Source organism: Streptomyces sp. WAC07094, assembly GCF_036320405.1.
Taxonomy (GTDB): domain Bacteria; phylum Actinomycetota; class Actinomycetes; order Streptomycetales; family Streptomycetaceae; genus Streptomyces; species Streptomyces lannensis.
Window position 1 is genome coordinate 2,988,253 of sequence record NZ_JAVMJZ010000001.1, and the last position, 15,140, is coordinate 3,003,392.

General features: G+C 68.3%; 12 protein-coding genes, 1 pseudogene and 1 riboswitch. Of the genes and pseudogenes, 9 read left to right on the forward strand and 4 right to left on the reverse strand.

Annotated features, from left to right (window positions below):
• Window positions 1–307 precede the first annotated feature (307 nt).
• The 5 genes from RCR19_RS13050 to RCR19_RS13070 all read left to right on the forward strand — a co-directional run bounded on the left by RCR19_RS13050 (window position 308) and on the right by RCR19_RS13070 (window position 5,755).
• Window positions 308–1,072 (forward strand): GntR family transcriptional regulator, encoded by a 765-nt coding sequence (locus RCR19_RS13050; protein ID WP_059128813.1) that lies wholly within the window; start codon window positions 308–310, stop codon window positions 1,070–1,072.
• A 316-nt stretch (window positions 1,073–1,388) separates the two neighbouring features.
• The gene (locus RCR19_RS13055) at window positions 1,389–1,655 is read left to right on the forward strand and encodes a DUF3311 domain-containing protein (protein ID WP_181923155.1); all 267 of its coding nucleotides are present in this window, start codon (window positions 1,389–1,391) and stop codon (window positions 1,653–1,655) included.
• On the forward strand, window positions 1,652–3,280 hold the full coding sequence (locus RCR19_RS13060) for a sodium:solute symporter family protein (RefSeq protein WP_331265304.1): 1,629 nt from the start codon (window positions 1,652–1,654) through the stop codon (window positions 3,278–3,280). The genes RCR19_RS13055 and RCR19_RS13060 overlap by 4 nt, the downstream gene beginning before the upstream one ends.
• 148 nt (window positions 3,281–3,428) lie before the next feature.
• Entirely contained in the window at window positions 3,429–3,950 is a 522-nt protein-coding gene (locus RCR19_RS13065) for a GNAT family N-acetyltransferase (RefSeq protein ID WP_331265305.1), read from the forward strand.
• Window positions 3,951–4,024: 74 nt separating this feature from the next.
• Window positions 4,025–5,755, forward strand: a complete 1,731-nt coding sequence (locus tag RCR19_RS13070; RefSeq protein WP_331265306.1) for an IS4 family transposase — start codon at window positions 4,025–4,027, stop codon at window positions 5,753–5,755.
• 118 nt (window positions 5,756–5,873) lie between these two features.
• Here RCR19_RS13070 and RCR19_RS13075 read toward each other — a convergent pair whose 3' ends face one another.
• The gene (locus RCR19_RS13075; protein ID WP_331265307.1) at window positions 5,874–7,034 is read right to left on the reverse strand and encodes a transposase; all 1,161 of its coding nucleotides are present in this window, start codon (window positions 7,032–7,034) and stop codon (window positions 5,874–5,876) included.
• Between the two features lie 50 nt (window positions 7,035–7,084).
• On the opposite strand from RCR19_RS13075, the pseudogene tnpA reads away from it, so the two are divergent.
• From tnpA to RCR19_RS13090, 3 genes and pseudogenes are all read left to right on the forward strand, one after another.
• Window positions 7,085–7,482 (forward strand): annotated as a pseudogene (tnpA, locus tag RCR19_RS13080) (IS200/IS605 family transposase).
• A 194-nt stretch (window positions 7,483–7,676) separates the two neighbouring features.
• Window positions 7,677–7,770: riboswitch (cobalamin riboswitch) on the forward strand.
• Window positions 7,771–7,915: 145 nt separating this feature from the next.
• Window positions 7,916–10,300 carry a ribonucleoside-diphosphate reductase subunit alpha gene (locus RCR19_RS13085; RefSeq protein ID WP_331265308.1) on the forward strand — a complete coding sequence of 795 codons (2,385 nt, stop codon included), beginning with the start codon at window positions 7,916–7,918 and terminating at the stop codon, window positions 10,298–10,300.
• A complete protein-coding gene (locus RCR19_RS13090) occupies window positions 10,300–11,313 on the forward strand; it encodes a ribonucleotide-diphosphate reductase subunit beta (protein WP_331265309.1) in 1,014 nt (337 codons plus the stop codon). Before RCR19_RS13085 ends, RCR19_RS13090 begins: the two co-directional genes overlap by 1 nt.
• Here the strand turns inward: RCR19_RS13090 and RCR19_RS13095 are convergent.
• The gene (locus tag RCR19_RS13095) at window positions 11,226–11,477 is read right to left on the reverse strand and encodes a hypothetical protein (RefSeq protein ID WP_331265310.1); all 252 of its coding nucleotides are present in this window, start codon (window positions 11,475–11,477) and stop codon (window positions 11,226–11,228) included. The two genes, RCR19_RS13090 and RCR19_RS13095, sit on opposite strands and share 88 nt — an antisense overlap.
• A gap of 93 nt (window positions 11,478–11,570) precedes the next feature.
• Between RCR19_RS13095 and RCR19_RS13100 the strand changes: the two genes are divergently transcribed.
• The gene (locus RCR19_RS13100; RefSeq protein WP_331265311.1) at window positions 11,571–12,536 is read left to right on the forward strand and encodes a helix-turn-helix domain-containing protein; all 966 of its coding nucleotides are present in this window, start codon (window positions 11,571–11,573) and stop codon (window positions 12,534–12,536) included.
• A gap of 16 nt (window positions 12,537–12,552) precedes the next feature.
• On the opposite strand, the gene RCR19_RS13105 is transcribed toward RCR19_RS13100, so the two are convergent.
• Both RCR19_RS13105 and cyc1 read right to left on the reverse strand, forming a co-directional pair.
• The gene (locus RCR19_RS13105) at window positions 12,553–13,947 is read right to left on the reverse strand and encodes a cytochrome P450 (protein ID WP_331265312.1); all 1,395 of its coding nucleotides are present in this window, start codon (window positions 13,945–13,947) and stop codon (window positions 12,553–12,555) included.
• Window positions 13,944–15,029: an epi-isozizaene synthase gene (gene cyc1 / locus RCR19_RS13110; protein WP_331265313.1), complete on the reverse strand. Its 1,086-nt coding sequence runs from the start codon at window positions 15,027–15,029 to the stop codon at window positions 13,944–13,946. The genes RCR19_RS13105 and cyc1 overlap by 4 nt, the downstream gene beginning before the upstream one ends.
• Between the last annotated feature and the right edge of the window lie 111 nt (window positions 15,030–15,140).

The window sequence follows — 15,140 nt, forward strand, 5'->3', positions numbered from 1 at the left end:
GTGTTTACCGCGCTCAGGGCCTCCGTTATGCGACCTACATATGCAAGAACCTTTAAGTAGGGTCCCAGCGAAAATAAGTAGCAACCCTGCGAAATCGGGTGGACCACTTCCGGTGTGCCCGACTGGACCACTTCAGGCCTGGTGGACTAGACCAGCGGGAGCGCCGAAGGTATACAGAGGGGATCCCCGGCCGCTTGACGGGGATCACGGAGCATGCGGGACGTCCCCCCATGGCACCGTGCCACGATGTGAGCCGAGGCCGACGGCGTGTCGGTCGCTTCGGCATCCGGAGCCGGGAAGGCAGAGCATGAGCACCGACGTCAGCAGTGCGGAGAGCGAGGGCGGTCCGACCGTCCGCACCGCGCGCGTGCCCAAGTACTACCGTCTGAAGAAGCATTTGCTCGACATGACGGAGACACTGCCGCCGGGCACTCCGGTGCCGCCGGAGCGCACGCTGGCCGCGGAGTTCGACACCTCACGGACGACGGTGCGTCAGGCCCTGCAGGAACTGGTCGTCGAGGGGCGGCTCGAGCGCATCCAGGGCAAGGGCACGTTCGTCGCCAAGCCCAAGGTCTCCCAGGCGCTCCAACTCACCTCGTACACCGAGGACATGCGCGCCCAGGGCCTGGAACCGACCTCCCAGCTGCTGGACATCGGGTACATCACCGCCGACGACACGCTCGCCGGACTGCTCGACATCTCCGCCGGCGGCCGGGTGCTGCGCATCGAGCGGCTGCGGCTGGCGAGCGGTGAGCCGATGGCGATCGAGACGACGCATCTGTCCGCCAAGCGCTTCCCGGCGCTGCGGCGGTCGCTGGTGAAGTACACCTCCCTCTACACGGCGCTCGCGGAGGTGTACGACGTCCATCTCGCCGAGGCCGAGGAGACCATCGAGACGTCGCTGGCCACCCCGCGCGAGGCCGGCCTGCTCGGCACGGACGTGGGCCTGCCGATGCTGATGCTCTCCCGGCACTCCCTGGACCGGGAGGGCAAGCCGGTGGAGTGGGTGCGGTCCGTGTACCGGGGCGACCGGTACAAGTTCGTGGCCAGGCTCAAGCGACCGCAGGAATGAGCCATCCTCGGCCCGTTACGGAGAGTGACGGGTCCGCTCCTCGGCCGCTCTGAGCCGCACCGGACCGCGATCGGTCGCCGCAGCGGGCCACTCCCGGGTCCATCCCGGGGCGCGCTCCGGCGTGCCCGGACGCCCGTGCACGCGCGCCCCGACCCTGACCTGCTGGTCCCTTTTCACGAAGATCGGCACGCCCTCGCCGCGGAGTTTCCATTGCTGTTGGAAACCGATATACGGACGGGGGCTTCCGCTTTCCTTACACGTCACCTACATTGCCTGCGCGTTACATCGGTGATCAGTGAGGGGACGGAACCGCTCGATGTCGAATCAGCCAAATACGAGCAGAGCACCGGTGGTGACGCCCATGCGCGTCGTCATCGCCCTCTGCCTCGTCGCACCCTTCGTGGCCATGCTCTGGGTCGGCTCCTACGCGAAGATCGACCCCACCTTCATCGGTATCCCGTTCTTCTACTGGTACCAGATGCTCTGGGTGCTGATCTCCACGGCGCTCACGATGATCGCCTACAAGCTGTGGCAGCGTGACCAGCGCGCCCGTGCCGACCACAAGGGAGGTGCGGCGGAATGAAGGACGGCGTGAACGGCGTCGCGCTCGGCGTCTGCATCTTCTTCTTCCTGGCGGTCACCGTCATGGGCTTCCTTGCGGCGCGGTGGCGCAAGGCCGAGAACGAGCACAGCCTCGACGAGTGGGGCCTCGGCGGCCGCTCGTTCGGCACCTGGATCACCTGGTTCCTGCTCGGCGGCGACCTGTACACCGCGTACACCTTCGTGGCGGTGCCGGCGGCGATCTACGCGGCGGGCGCGGCGGGCTTCTTCGCGGTGCCCTACACGATCATCGTCTATCCGCTGATCTTCACGTTCCTGCCCCGGCTGTGGTCGGTGTCACACCGGCACGGATATGTGACGACCTCGGACTTCGTACGCGGCCGCTTCGGGTCCAAGGGCCTGTCGCTGGCCGTGGCGGTCACCGGCATCCTGGCGACGATGCCCTACATCGCGCTCCAGCTGGTCGGCATACAGGCCGTGCTGGACGTGATGGGTGTCGGCGGCGGCGAGAACACGAACTGGTTCGTGAAGGACCTGCCACTGCTCATCGCCTTCGGCGTCCTGGCGGCGTACACGTACTCGTCGGGTCTGCGAGCGCCCGCGCTGATCGCATTCGTGAAGGACACGCTGATCTACATCGTCATCGCGGTGGCGATCATCTACATCCCGATCAAGCTGGGCGGCTTCGACGACATCTTCGCGAAGGCGGGCCAGGCGTTCAGCCAGGTCAACCCGGCGACCGGCAAGCCACGCGGCGCCCTCGCACCGCCCGAGGCGGGGCAGTGGACCTACGCGACGCTCGCCCTGGGCTCGGCGCTCGCCCTGTTCATGTACCCGCACTCGATCACGGCGACGCTTTCCTCGCGCAAACGCGAGGTGATCCGGCGCAACACGGCGATCCTGCCGCTGTACTCGCTGATGCTGGGCCTGCTGGCGCTGCTCGGCTTCATGGCGATCGCGGCCGGCGTGAAGGTCCAGAACGGGCAGCTGGCGATTCCGCAGCTGTTCGAGAACATGTTCCCCGACTGGTTCGCCGGCGTGGCCTTCGCGGCGATCGCCATCGGCGCGCTGGTCCCGGCGGCCATCATGTCCATTGCGGCCGCGAACCTGTTCACGCGCAACATCTACAAGGACTTCATCAAGCCCGACGCCACGCCCGCCGAGGAGACCCGGGTCTCCAAGATCGTGTCGCTGCTGGTGAAGGTCGGCGCCCTGGTCTTCGTCCTCACCATGGACAAGACGGTGGCGATCAACTTCCAGCTGCTCGGCGGAATCTGGATCCTGCAGACCTTCCCGGCCCTGGTCGGCGGTCTGTTCACCCGCTGGTTCCACCGCTGGGCGCTGATCGCGGGCTGGGCCGTCGGCATGATCTACGGCACGGTCGCGGCCTACGGCGTCGCCTCGCCCACCCAGAAGCACTTCGGCGGCTCGGCCAAGGAGATCCCCGGCATCGGCGAGATCGGCTACATCGGCATGACGGCGTTCGTGCTCAACGTCGTCGTCACGGTGGTGCTGACCTTCGTCCTGAAGGCGGTCAAGGCCCCCGAGGGCACCGACGAGACCGTGCCGGGGGACTACACGGCGGACGCGGGCGACCCGGGGGTCGAGGCGGAACTGCCGCCCGCGACCGCGGGGACGAGCCACTGACCGACACACGGGAGACCTCCCGGGGGCGGGGCCACGGCCCCGTGCGGTTCCGCCCCTGAGGCACCTCCTGACACGTACGACCCGCGACGGGCCGCCGACAGCACAAATGCGGCGGCCCGTCGTCGTACCCGTCGGGCAGACTCGGTCCATGGACATCCTGATCCGGCAGGCCGCCCCCGGCGAGTACGACGTCCTCGGCGAGATCACCGCCGATGCCTATCTCCAGGACGGCCTCCTCGACTTCGGCGAGAGCGACGCCTACCTCGGGGAGCTCAGGGACGTCGCCAAGCGGGCGGCCGCCGCCGAGGTGCTGGTGGCCGTGGCGGACGGGAAGGTGCTGGGCGGGGTCACCTTCGTACCGGCCGGCGGCGCCATGGCCGACATCTCCCGGCCCGGGGAGGCAGAGATACGGATGCTCGCCGTCGCCCAGGCGGCGCGCGGGCTCGGCGCCGGCGAGTCCCTGGTCCGCGCGTGCGTCGACCGCGCCCGCGCCGCGCAGGGCTGCGACCGGATCGTGCTGTCCACCCAGCACGTGATGCACGCCGCCCACCGCATCTACGAACGCCTGGGCTTCGTTCGCACGCCCGAGCGGGACTGGAATCCCTTCCCCCACCTCGACGACATCACTCTCCTCACCTACGAGTTGACGCTGTCAACTACCCGGCCGTGAACGCAATGCCGCGTAGTTAGGACGCGAGGTCGTGCGTCAACTTGATCACCGGCCGCGGTGCCACGCTGAACAGCATGGGAAACGGGACCCCTGCTATTGCAGGGAAGCCGTCCAAGGTCTTCCTGCTCAGCGAAGAGGTCCCGTTGTCCCAGCAGTCTGCCATCACGAGCTTCACGCGCACCATCACCGTGGCGGGGGGTGTCTTTGCCCCCGGTCACCTTGGTGAGTTGACGCAGTATCTGCCGTTCGAACTCGTCGATGATGTCCTCGCCCAGACGCGAACGATGCAGCATCGCCTGCGCCTGCTGCCCTCGCGTGTGGGGGTGTACTTCGTCCTGGCCCTGGGGATTTTCCCAGGTCTCGGCTATGAGCGCGTCTGGGACCGGCTTGTGTCCGGGCTCGGCGCCTTGCGTCTGGTCAGGCCGTCGGAAAAGGCCCTGCGTGATCTCCGGCGCAGGATCGGGGTGGCGCCGCTGAAGGCGCTGTTCGACGTGGTGGCCGGCCCGGTGGCGCGGCCCACGACCCCGGGGACGTGCTATCGGCGCTGGCGCACCGTCGCCTTCGACGGCTGCAGCTCCCTGCTGGCCCCGGACCGGCCCCGCATCCGTGCACTTCTGGGCAAACACCGCCGCGGGCGGAGCGGAGTCTTCGAGGGCTACCCCCACCTGCGGCTGATGGCGCTGTGCGAGACCGGAACGCGTGCCTTGATCGGCGCCGTGTTCGGCTCGACCCACCGCGGTGAGCCCTACTACGCCGACCAGCTGCTGCCTCTGCTGGACGACACGATGCTGCTGCTGGCCGACCGCGCCTTCACCGGCGACGACTTCCTCAACCGCGCCGCCGACACCGGCGCCCAGCTCCTGGTGCGGATGAACGCCCGCCGCCGCCCCGCCATCTGGGCCGTCCTGCCCGACGGATCCTTCCTGACCCGGATCAATGGCCAGACCTTCCGCTTCATTGACGTCGACATCACCGCCACCTGCGCCGACGGCACGCGCATCGGCGACACCTACCGGCTGCTGACCACACTGCTCGACCACCGAACCGACCCCGCCGACCGCCTCGCCCACCTCTACCACGAACGCTGGGAAGTGGAGTCGGCGTTCCTGGCGCTGCGGCACACCCTGTTCACCGGACGCGTCCTGCGCTCCGCCGACCGCTGCGGCCTGGAACAAGAACTCTGGGCCCTGCTCACCGTCTACCAGGTCCTTCGCCGGGCCATGTGCGACGCCGTCGAGACCCGCCCCGGCACCGACCCCGACCGGGCCTGCTTCACCGCCGCCCTGCACAGCGCGACCGACCAGATCATCACCGCGACCGCCATCACAGGCCCCGCCCCCGACAACGGCGGCATCATGCAGGCCGTGCTGGACAACTTGCTGCCGTCCCGGCGCCCCAGGATCAGCGCCCGCAAGGTGAAATGCCCGATGTCACGCTACGGCGTCACCCCGAACGAACCCCGTCCCCTGCCCAGCAGGAACATTGCGCGCCTGGACATCACTGTCATCCCGCCCTCCGCGCACACCGCCGGCCCTGCAACCGCCCCGGACACCGCATCGGGCCGCCGCGAACAAGTCCTCCGACTCCTACGAACCAACCCCGCCCGCGACTTCAGTCCCCGGGAGATCGCCGACGCCCTCCAGATCGACCACGTCCGCAGCCTCAGCGCGCAACTGGGGCAGTGGGTCCCCCAGGGCTTCCTCAACAAGACCGGCCGAGGGCGCTACACACTGCACCCCCAATGGCTCGCCCCCACGTCCTCACCAGCAGAAACAGCACAGTTGACACTCGGCCTCACGGCTTAACTACGCGGCATTGGCCGTGAACGACCGAGCTTGTTGACTCGGTTCGATACGGCTTTGTTCATGCTCCCGACTGCCCCCTACGGCAGGGCGGTCACGGGTCACATCTGCCGGTCCCCGCTCAGGCGGGGGCCGGGTCGGGCATGTTGACGAATACCCACGCCGTGGCCCCTCGCGTGGCGATGTCGGCCCCGGCGACGTGGTCGGCCGGCCCAGCGAGGCCGCACCGACGACAGTGGAAGTGGTCCCGGGTGCGCCGGTTGGCGCGCCCGGTGTGCCCGCAGCGCGGGCAGCGCTGCGAGGTGTAGGCCGGGTCCACCTCGATGAACGGCACGTCGGCGCGTTTGGCCTTGTAGGCGATGAACGCGCCGAGCTGGTGGAACGGCCAGGAGGACTGGCCTGCTCGCTGGTCGCGGGGAACCGTAACCCGCTCGCGGATGCCGCCCAGTTCTTCGAGGGCGATACCGCGGTCGGTGCGTTGGGCGACAGCAACAACAGTCTTGGAGATCGTGTGGTTGATGTGGGCGGCGTGCCTCGCCTCGCGACGGGCGCGCTTGCTGAGGAGCTGCTTCGCGCTGCGGGTCTGTCTGGCCTGGAGTTCGGCCCTCTTACGGGCCTGCCACCTGCGGTACCGTCCGAGGCGGCGCCCGGAGTGGTTGTCCCCGTCGGACGTGGTGGCCAGGTTGGTGATGCCCCGGTCCACGCCGATGAAGCCCTTCGGCTCGAACACCTCCGGCTCGGGCAGGTCGATCGTGGCGACCAGGAACAGCTTCCCGTCCCGCGCTGTCAGATCCGTTTCGCCCTTACGAGACTCGGCAAGCTGCTTGAGCGCGGCCGGGGAACATGCGAAACGTATGCTCTTGAGACGACCGTCCAGAGTCCAGATGCTCACAGTCCGCGCGTCGTAGTTCCACGACAGACAGCGATCGTCATACGTGTGCGCCGCGTCTGGGCGGAAGACGACCGGCTTGGACTCGGCCCTGCGTCGGCGTCTGGATCCCTCCGGCCCCAGGTCCCCGGCCCGGATGCTCGCCCGCAGTGCCGTGTACGAGTCGGCAACCCGCTTGATCACATGCTGGGCGGCCTGCGCCCCGAACCCGCGGGCCTTCAGCTCGCCGTAGCACAGCTTACGCAGCTCACGAACCGAGCCCTTGAGGCCGAAGTGGTCGAACGAGAGAGCCGACACCCAGTTCGCGGCCTCGTTCGCCCCGCGCAGGGTCCGCTCAACCGCCGGTGCCTGCACGGCATCCGTCGTGAGTTTCACCTGCACCACGAGTTTCACGCCAGCGATCATATTGGCCTATGTCACCTCGATAGGAGCCAAACCCCGATATACGTAGGGGAAGGAGCGTCGTCCACACCCTCCATGCACACTTGGTCTTACGCCGAAATACCGACGGAAGCTCTTCACCGACACCATCCTCACCCGGTGCGAAGAGGTCATGCGGAAGGTGTGCGAGGACTTCGGCGCAGAGCTGCGGGACTTCAACGGAGAGACCGACCACCTGCACCTCTTGGCGCGCTACCCGCCCCGGATCGCCCTGTCCCGGCTCGTCGGCAGCCTCAAGGGCGTCTCCGCCCGCCGCCTGCACCAGGACTTCCCCACCCACATCAACAAGTACCTACGGGGCGAACACTTCTGGTCCCCGTCCTACTACGCGAGCTCATGCGAAGGTACACCGCTGGCCGTGGTCGAGGACTACATCGAGAACCAGAAGCACCCGGACTGAGCGCGGCACCCTCGTGGGAACATTCCGAAGCAATGCGGCGGCGCTCCACGCCGCCCGGCTCCGGATGCAATACCTCCCGGGTCTGACGACCCGGGGCTCCTTGCAAGATCAAGCCGAAACGAGCGCCACACAACATCTGGGGGTGACACCCCCGTCCGGCACAAGATGTATGCTCATGCTCGCTGTCGCCGCAGGGGAATCCGGTGCGAATCCGGAACTGTCCCGCAACGGTGTACTTGTGCGTGTCCGTCCTCCCGACGGGTGCGTACAAGCGTCAGTCCGAGGACCTGCCGACAGTGCGCCCGACCGATCCGGCCCGGGCGCCTGACGTCCGGGCCTCGTGGAATGGGCCGGTGGACGCGACGCCGCGTGCGCTCGTGAGCTGCCCCCTGCCCTCCTCCAGGCCCCTGTGCCGAGCGAGGGAGAGCCCCACGTGACCATCGCGCCAGCCGATCCGGCTTCAGCGACACCGTCCACGCCCCCGGTGGTGACCGACGGTCCCGGTGCCGCGCTGCTGCGGACCCTGACCGAGCTGACCGCCGACCTCCCCGACGCCGACCCCGGACGGGTGGCCGCCGCCGCACTGCGCGGCCGGTCCGCCCGCAAGGACGCCGAGATCGTCGCGGAGCTGCGCGAGTTGGCCACGGAGGCGGCCGCAGGCCTGATCTCCGAGGACCCCGCCTACTCCAGGCTGGCCGCCCGGCTGCTGACGATCGGCATCCGTGCCGAGGCCGCGTCCCAGGGCGTCACGTCCTTCACCGAGTCCATCGCGGTGGGGCACCGGGAAGGGCTCGTCGCCGACCGCACCGCCGAGTTCGTGCTGCTGCACGCCGAACGCCTCGACGCCCTCGTCGACCAGGGCGCCGACGACCGCTTCGGCTACTTCGGCCTGCGCACCCTGCACAGCCGCTACCTCCTGCGGCACCCGATCACCCGCAAGGTCGTCGAGACCCCCCAGCACTTCATGCTCCGTGTCGCCGCCGGTCTCGCCGAGGACGCCACGACCCGCTCGGTGGACGAGGTCGCCGCGCTCTACGGGCTCATGAGCCGCCTCGACTACCTGCCCTCCTCCCCCACGCTCTTCAACTCCGGTACGCGGCACCCGCAGATGTCGTCCTGCTACCTCCTCGACTCGCCGAAGGACGAGCTGGACTCCCTCTACGACCGCTACCACCAGGTCGCCCGTCTGTCGAAGCACGCCGGCGGTATCGGTCTGTCGTACTCGCGCATCCGCTCCCGCGGCTCCCTCATCCGGGGCACCAACGGGCACTCCAACGGCATCGTCCCGTTCCTGAAGACCCTCGACGCCTCCGTCGCCGCAGTGAACCAGGGCGGCCGTCGCAAGGGCGCAGCCGCCGTCTACCTGGAGACCTGGCACTCCGACATCGAGGAGTTCCTGGAGCTGCGCGACAACACCGGCGAGGACGCCCGCCGCACGCACAACCTCAACCTCGCGCACTGGGTCCCCGACGAGTTCATGCGCCGGGTCGACGCCGACGGGCAGTGGTCGCTGTTCTCCCCGTCGGACGTGCCGGAGCTGGTGGACCTGTGGGGCGCGGAGTTCGACGCCGCCTACCGCCGGGCCGAGGCCGCCGGCCTGGCGAAGAAGACCATGCCCGCCCGGGACCTGTACGGCCGCATGATGCGCACCCTCGCGCAGACCGGCAACGGCTGGATGACCTTCAAGGACGCCGCCAACCGCACCGCCAACCAGACGGCCGAGCCGGGTCACGTCATCCACTCCTCCAACCTCTGCACGGAGATCCTGGAGGTCACGGACGACGGGGAGACGGCGGTCTGCAACCTGGGCTCCGTCAACCTCGGCGCCTTCGTCGACCGGGCGAACGGCGATCTGGACTGGGAGCGGCTGGACGCCACCGTCCGCACCGCCGTCACCTTCCTCGACCGGGTCGTCGACATCAACTTCTACCCGACCGAGCAGGCCGGCCGCTCCAACGCCAAGTGGCGTCCCGTCGGCCTCGGTGTCATGGGTCTGCAGGACGTCTTCTTCCAGCTGCGCCTGCCCTTCGACTCCCCGGAGGCCAAGACCCTCTCCACCCGGATCGCCGAGCGCATCATGCTCGCCGCCTACGAGGCCTCCGCCGATCTCGCCGAGCGCAACGGCCCGCTGCCCGCGTGGGAGAAGACCCGCACCGCCCGTGGCGTGCTGCACCCCGACCACTTCGGCGTCGAGCCGACCTGGCCGGAGCGCTGGGCGGCCCTGCGGGAGCGCATCGCCGCCGTCGGCATGCGCAACTCCCTGCTGCTGGCCGTCGCGCCGACCGCCACCATCGCCTCCATCGCGGGCGTGTACGAGTGCATCGAGCCGCAGGTCTCCAACCTCTTCAAGCGCGAGACGCTGTCCGGCGAGTTCCTCCAGGTCAACTCGTACCTGGTGAAGGACCTCAAGGAGCTGGGCGTCTGGGACGCCCGCACCCGTGAGGCCCTGCGCGACTCCAACGGCTCGGTGCAGGACTTCGCCTGGATCCCCGAGGACGTGCGTGGGCTGTACCGCACGGCGTGGGAGATCCCGCAGCGCGGCCTGATCGACATGGCCGCCGCCCGGACCCCGTTCCTCGACCAGGCCCAGTCCCTGAACCTCTTCATGGAGACGCCGACCATCGGCAAGCTCTCCTCGATGTACGCGTACGCGTGGAAGCAGGGCCTGAAGACGACGTACTACCTGCGCTCGCGTCCCGCGACCCGCATCGCCCGCGCCGCCCAGGCGCGCCCGACCATCCCCGTCCAGCAGGTCGCCGACCTCGACGCCGTCGCCTGCTCCCTCGAAAACCCCGAGTCCTGCGAGGCCTGCCAGTAATGCCGACCCGATCCAAGAACCTGCTCGATCCCGGCTTCGAGCTGACTCTGCGCCCGATGCGCTACCCCGACTTCTACGAGCGGTACCGCGACGCCATCAAGAACACCTGGACCGTGGAGGAGGTCGACCTCCACTCGGACGTCGCCGACCTCGCCAAGCTCACGCCGAGCGAGCAGCACCTGATCGGCCGTCTGGTCGCCTTCTTCGCGACGGGCGACTCGATCGTGGCGAACAACCTGGTGCTGACGCTCTACAAGCACATCAACTCCCCCGAGGCGCGCCTGTATCTGAGCAGGCAGCTCTTCGAGGAGGCGGTGCACGTCCAGTTCTATCTGACGCTGCTGGACACCTACCTGCCCGATCCGGAGGACCGGACTGCGGCGTTCGCGGCGGTGGAGAACATCCCCTCCATCCGCGAGAAGGCCGGGTTCTGCTTCAAGTGGATGGACTCGGTCGAGCGGATCGACCGGCTGGAGACCAAGGCGGACCGCCGGCGCTTCCTGCTCAACCTGATCTGCTTCGCCGCGTGCATCGAGGGGCTGTTCTTCTACGGCGCCTTCGCCTACGTCTACTGGTTCCGCAGCCGCGGTCTGCTGCACGGCCTGGCCACGGGCACCAACTGGGTGTTCCGGGACGAGACGATGCACATGTCCTTCGCCTTCGACGTCGTGGACACCGTCCGCAAGGAGGAGCCGGACCTTTTCGACGGCGAGCTCGAGCAGCAGGTCACCGACATGCTGGGGGAGGCCGTCGAGGCCGAGCTGCAGTTCGCGCGCGACCTGTGCGGTGACGGCCTCCCCGGCATGAACACCGACTCGATGCGGCAGTACCTGGAGTGTGTCGCCGATCAGCGCCTCACACGCCTCGGCTTCGCCCCCGTGTACGGCTCCGAGAACCCCTTCTCCTTCATGGAGCTCCAGGGGGTTCAGGAGCTGACCAACTTCTTCGAGCGGCGTCCCTCCGCGTACCAGGTGGCGGTCGAGGGCACCGTCGACCTCGACGAGGACTTCTGAGTCCGCTCCCTCTCCTGTCGCTCCCCGGCCTCCTGGGCCTCCCTGATCTGCCGGTCGACGCGCCGGTCGTGCGCGGCGCCGATCAGTGACGGGAGGACCAGGAGGACCAGGGCTGAGAGGACGACGGCCATGCCGATCAGTGCTTCCGTCTGGTTCGTGTTCATGTACAACACTGTCCCGCCGAACGGTGCTTACCGTCAGTGGCAGGCCTGCCGTACACCCTCGAATTACTGCCACTTACGAGGCACACTGGTCGCATGCTGAAGAACGTGGCCGCCGTCCTGCTCGACGGCGTGCACCCCTTCGAACTGGGCGTCGTGTGCGAGGTGTTCGGCATCGACCGCAGCGACGAGGGGCTCCCCGTGTACGACTTCGCCGTGGTCTCGGCGGAGGGCCCCTCGCTCGGCACCCACGTGGGCGGCCTCACGGTCTCGACGCCGTACGGGCTCGGCCGGCTGGAGGAGGCCGATCTGATCGCGGTGCCGGCCGGCAGCGAGTACGTCACGCGCGACTATCCGCCCGAGTTGCTCGACTCGCTCGTCCGGGCGGTCGGGCGGGGCGCACGCGTGCTGAGCGTGTGCTCGGGGGTCTTCGCGCTGGGCGCCGCGGGGCTGCTGGACGGGCGGCGGTGCAGCGTGCACTGGCGGCAGGCCCGGGAGTTGGCCGTGCGCTTTCCGCGGGCGATCATCGAACCGGACGTCCTCTATGTCGACGAGGACCCGGTGATCACCTCCGCCGGTACGGCGGCCGGGATCGACGCCTGTCTGCACATCGTGCGCAAGGAGCAGGGTCCCGAGGTCGCCAACAAGATCGCCCGGCGCATGGTGGTCCCGCCGCACCGCGACGGCGGCCAGGCCCAGTACATCGAGAGGCCGCTGCCCCGGTCGCAGTGCGACACGGTCGGCGGGGTGCTGGCGTGGATGGGACGCAACCTCGACAAGGAGGTGACCGTGGAGCAGTTGGCCGTTCGCGCCCATATGTCACCGCGGACCTTCGCCCGCCGCTTCCAGCAGGAGACCGGAACCACCCCGTACCGCTGGATTCTGCGCCAACGAGTGCTGTTGGCACAGGAGTTGCTGGAGGGCACCGACGAGACGATGGACACGATCGCCGACCGCGCCGGCTTCGGCACCGCGGCGGCACTGCGCCATCAGTTCGTCCGCGCCCTCGGTACCACGCCGAACGCCTACCGGCGCACGTTCAGGGGCCCGCAGGCCGCCTGAACGTGCGCCGGCGGGGTCACCTCGGCAGGGCCTTCAGCAACAGCCTGCGCGGGCGCAGCGTGATGCCGATGCGTGGCCTGTCGTCGGACCCGGGTGCCTGCTCGAAGCGGTAGGCGAACGCGATGGCCGCCGTGATCAGCGTGAGCTCGGCCATCGAGAAGTGATCGCCCGGGCACTTCCGGTTGCCCACCCCGAACGGGGTCATCGCGTACTTGGGAACGTCCTTGGCCCGTTCCGGAAGCCAGCGATCGGGGTCGAACTCGTTGTGCTCCGCGTACGACCGGGGGTCGCGCTGTATGGCGTACGGGCTGTAGACGACGTCGGCCCCGGCCGGAATGCGATACCCGCCGAGCACGGTGTCGGTCACCGCCCGCCGCGTCAATATCCATACGGCGGGACGCAAACGCATTGTCTCGACGATGACATTCGCGGTGTGCGGCAGCTTTCGGACATCGCCGAAAGAGACCGGCCGCTCACCCACGACCGTTTTCACCTCTTCGTGGATCTTGTCCGTCTGATCCGGATGATCCGCGAGGACCTGGAGCAGCGACATGACCATGGAGCCGACCGTTTCGCTGCCGGCCGTGACTATGGCGACGACCTGATCATGGATCTCCTGCTCCCCAATGGGCTCGCCATTCTCGTCCTTCGCCTTCAGCAAAGCCGACAGCAAATCGTCCGGCTTTTGACTGGATGCGCGGCGGGCGGCGATGATCTCGTCGACCAGGAGATGCAAATCGGCCAATGCGCGGTTGAATTCGCGGTTGGCCGGGATCGGCAGTCGATACAGCGGTCCGAGCGGTATCACCATGCGCTGGTACATGCCGCTGAACAGCGTGGCGAGCGCGGCGCATATCCGCTCGGACCGCTCGTCCATGTAGCTGCCGCGCATGAGGCAGCGGGCGGCGACCCGGACGGCCACCCGGAACGACTCCTCCATCACGTCGACGGTCGCGCCGGACCGCCAGCGCTCCACGAGGGCGTGCGCCTCCTGCGCCATGATCGGCCCGTAGGCGGGGATGGCGTCGAGCCGGAAGGCGGGCTGGATCGCCCGCCGCTGGCGCTGGTGCAGCGGCCCGTTGGTGGTGGCCACCCCCTGCTTGCCGAGCAGGCTCTCGAGCGACTCCCACAGCGGGCCGCCGATCTTGAAGTCGGTGCTCAGGGCGAGGGCGCCGGTGAGGGCCGGGCTGGTGATGGCGTACACCGTCTTCGGCCCGAGCTTCAGCCGAACGACCTCCCCGTCGTCCCGCAGCCCGGACAGGAAGCCCAGCGGGTCGCGGGCCAGCTTCCACCCATGACCGAGGCCGGGCACACCGCCCGCGGCGACCGGCGGGACACGAGGCTCCGCCGACCTCGAAGGTGCCCCCTGCTCGGGCGCGGCCGAGAGGTCAGGGGACGATTCCAGGGTCATTTCTCACCTACCGCTTCGTTGTTGACGTACGGGGGTGTCGAGCGGTCGTCCCAGCTGTCGACCATGTACCGGCCGGACTCGTGATGGAACCAGTACACGGTGCTGAACCAGTTCCGCATATTCGCGACGATCGCCTTCACAGCGACTCTCAATTCCCGGCCGCGCACGGTACCGTCCGCAAGGGAATCGGCGAATCGCAACGCCTCCTTCTCGGCGACAAGGAATTCCGAAACACATTCCTCGACCCGCCGGCGTACTTCCTTTATGGCCTCTTCGAGCGTCAACCCCTCATGATGGATGAGACTGATTCCGAGATTGTGGACCTCATCTCCCGCAATTTCCTTGGGGAGTGAGCACAGGTCGTTGTACCAGGCTGCGAATTCCTGGCTCAGCAGCGCCGCCCGCCGGTATCCGGGGTGTTTCCGTACGGCGTCCGGCAGTTCCGTGCGCGCGCTCGGCTCCAGCAGATCGGTCCAGATCCAGTGCGCGAAGGTGAGCCTGCGGAGTTCGAGATACGCGTCGACCGTCGGGACGATTCCGGAGGTGCGGTTGTGGAACTCCCGATCGTACGCCTCGATCACCGTGTGGAAGTGCCGGGCGAAGCGCGCGTTCCACTTCCCGCTCAGGAACGAGTACAGCCGCACCATGCTGTCCGCGAACCCCGCGACCAGCGGGTCCGGGTGGTGCAGATGGTCCCCGGGAGAGTCCAGGGCCTCGTGCAGTTGGAGCTTCAGGCGCCGCCAGGCGGCGGGCCGTCGGTGGACGATGTCGCGGTCGTGGCGGTCGTCCCAGACGAAGAACCACGCGCTGTAGTCGGCGATCGCCTGCAGGACCTCGTCGGGGGCGCCGATGTAGTAGCCCGCCATGAGGTCGGTGTAGCACAGCCCGTCGGCGTACTCTTCGACCTTGTCCGCCGGCATCAGCCGCTTTTCGAGCAGCCAGGAACGCGTCTTCTCCTGCAGGCTGGGCCAATACGGGTGGAGTCGACGTGGAAACTCGGCCTCGACCACCGCTAAGGAGAGCGCCGGTGGAACCGCGGCCACGATCGCCGTCGATGAAGTGCTGTGTGGGAAAGCTGGCACGAACAAACCCCTCTCAGCCGCCGGTTGGCAGCACGCCCCTCCCGCCGTGCCGGGCGCGCGCCGTTGCGTATCCCCGCGCTTTCCATTGAGCACTACAACTGACCGTTCTGG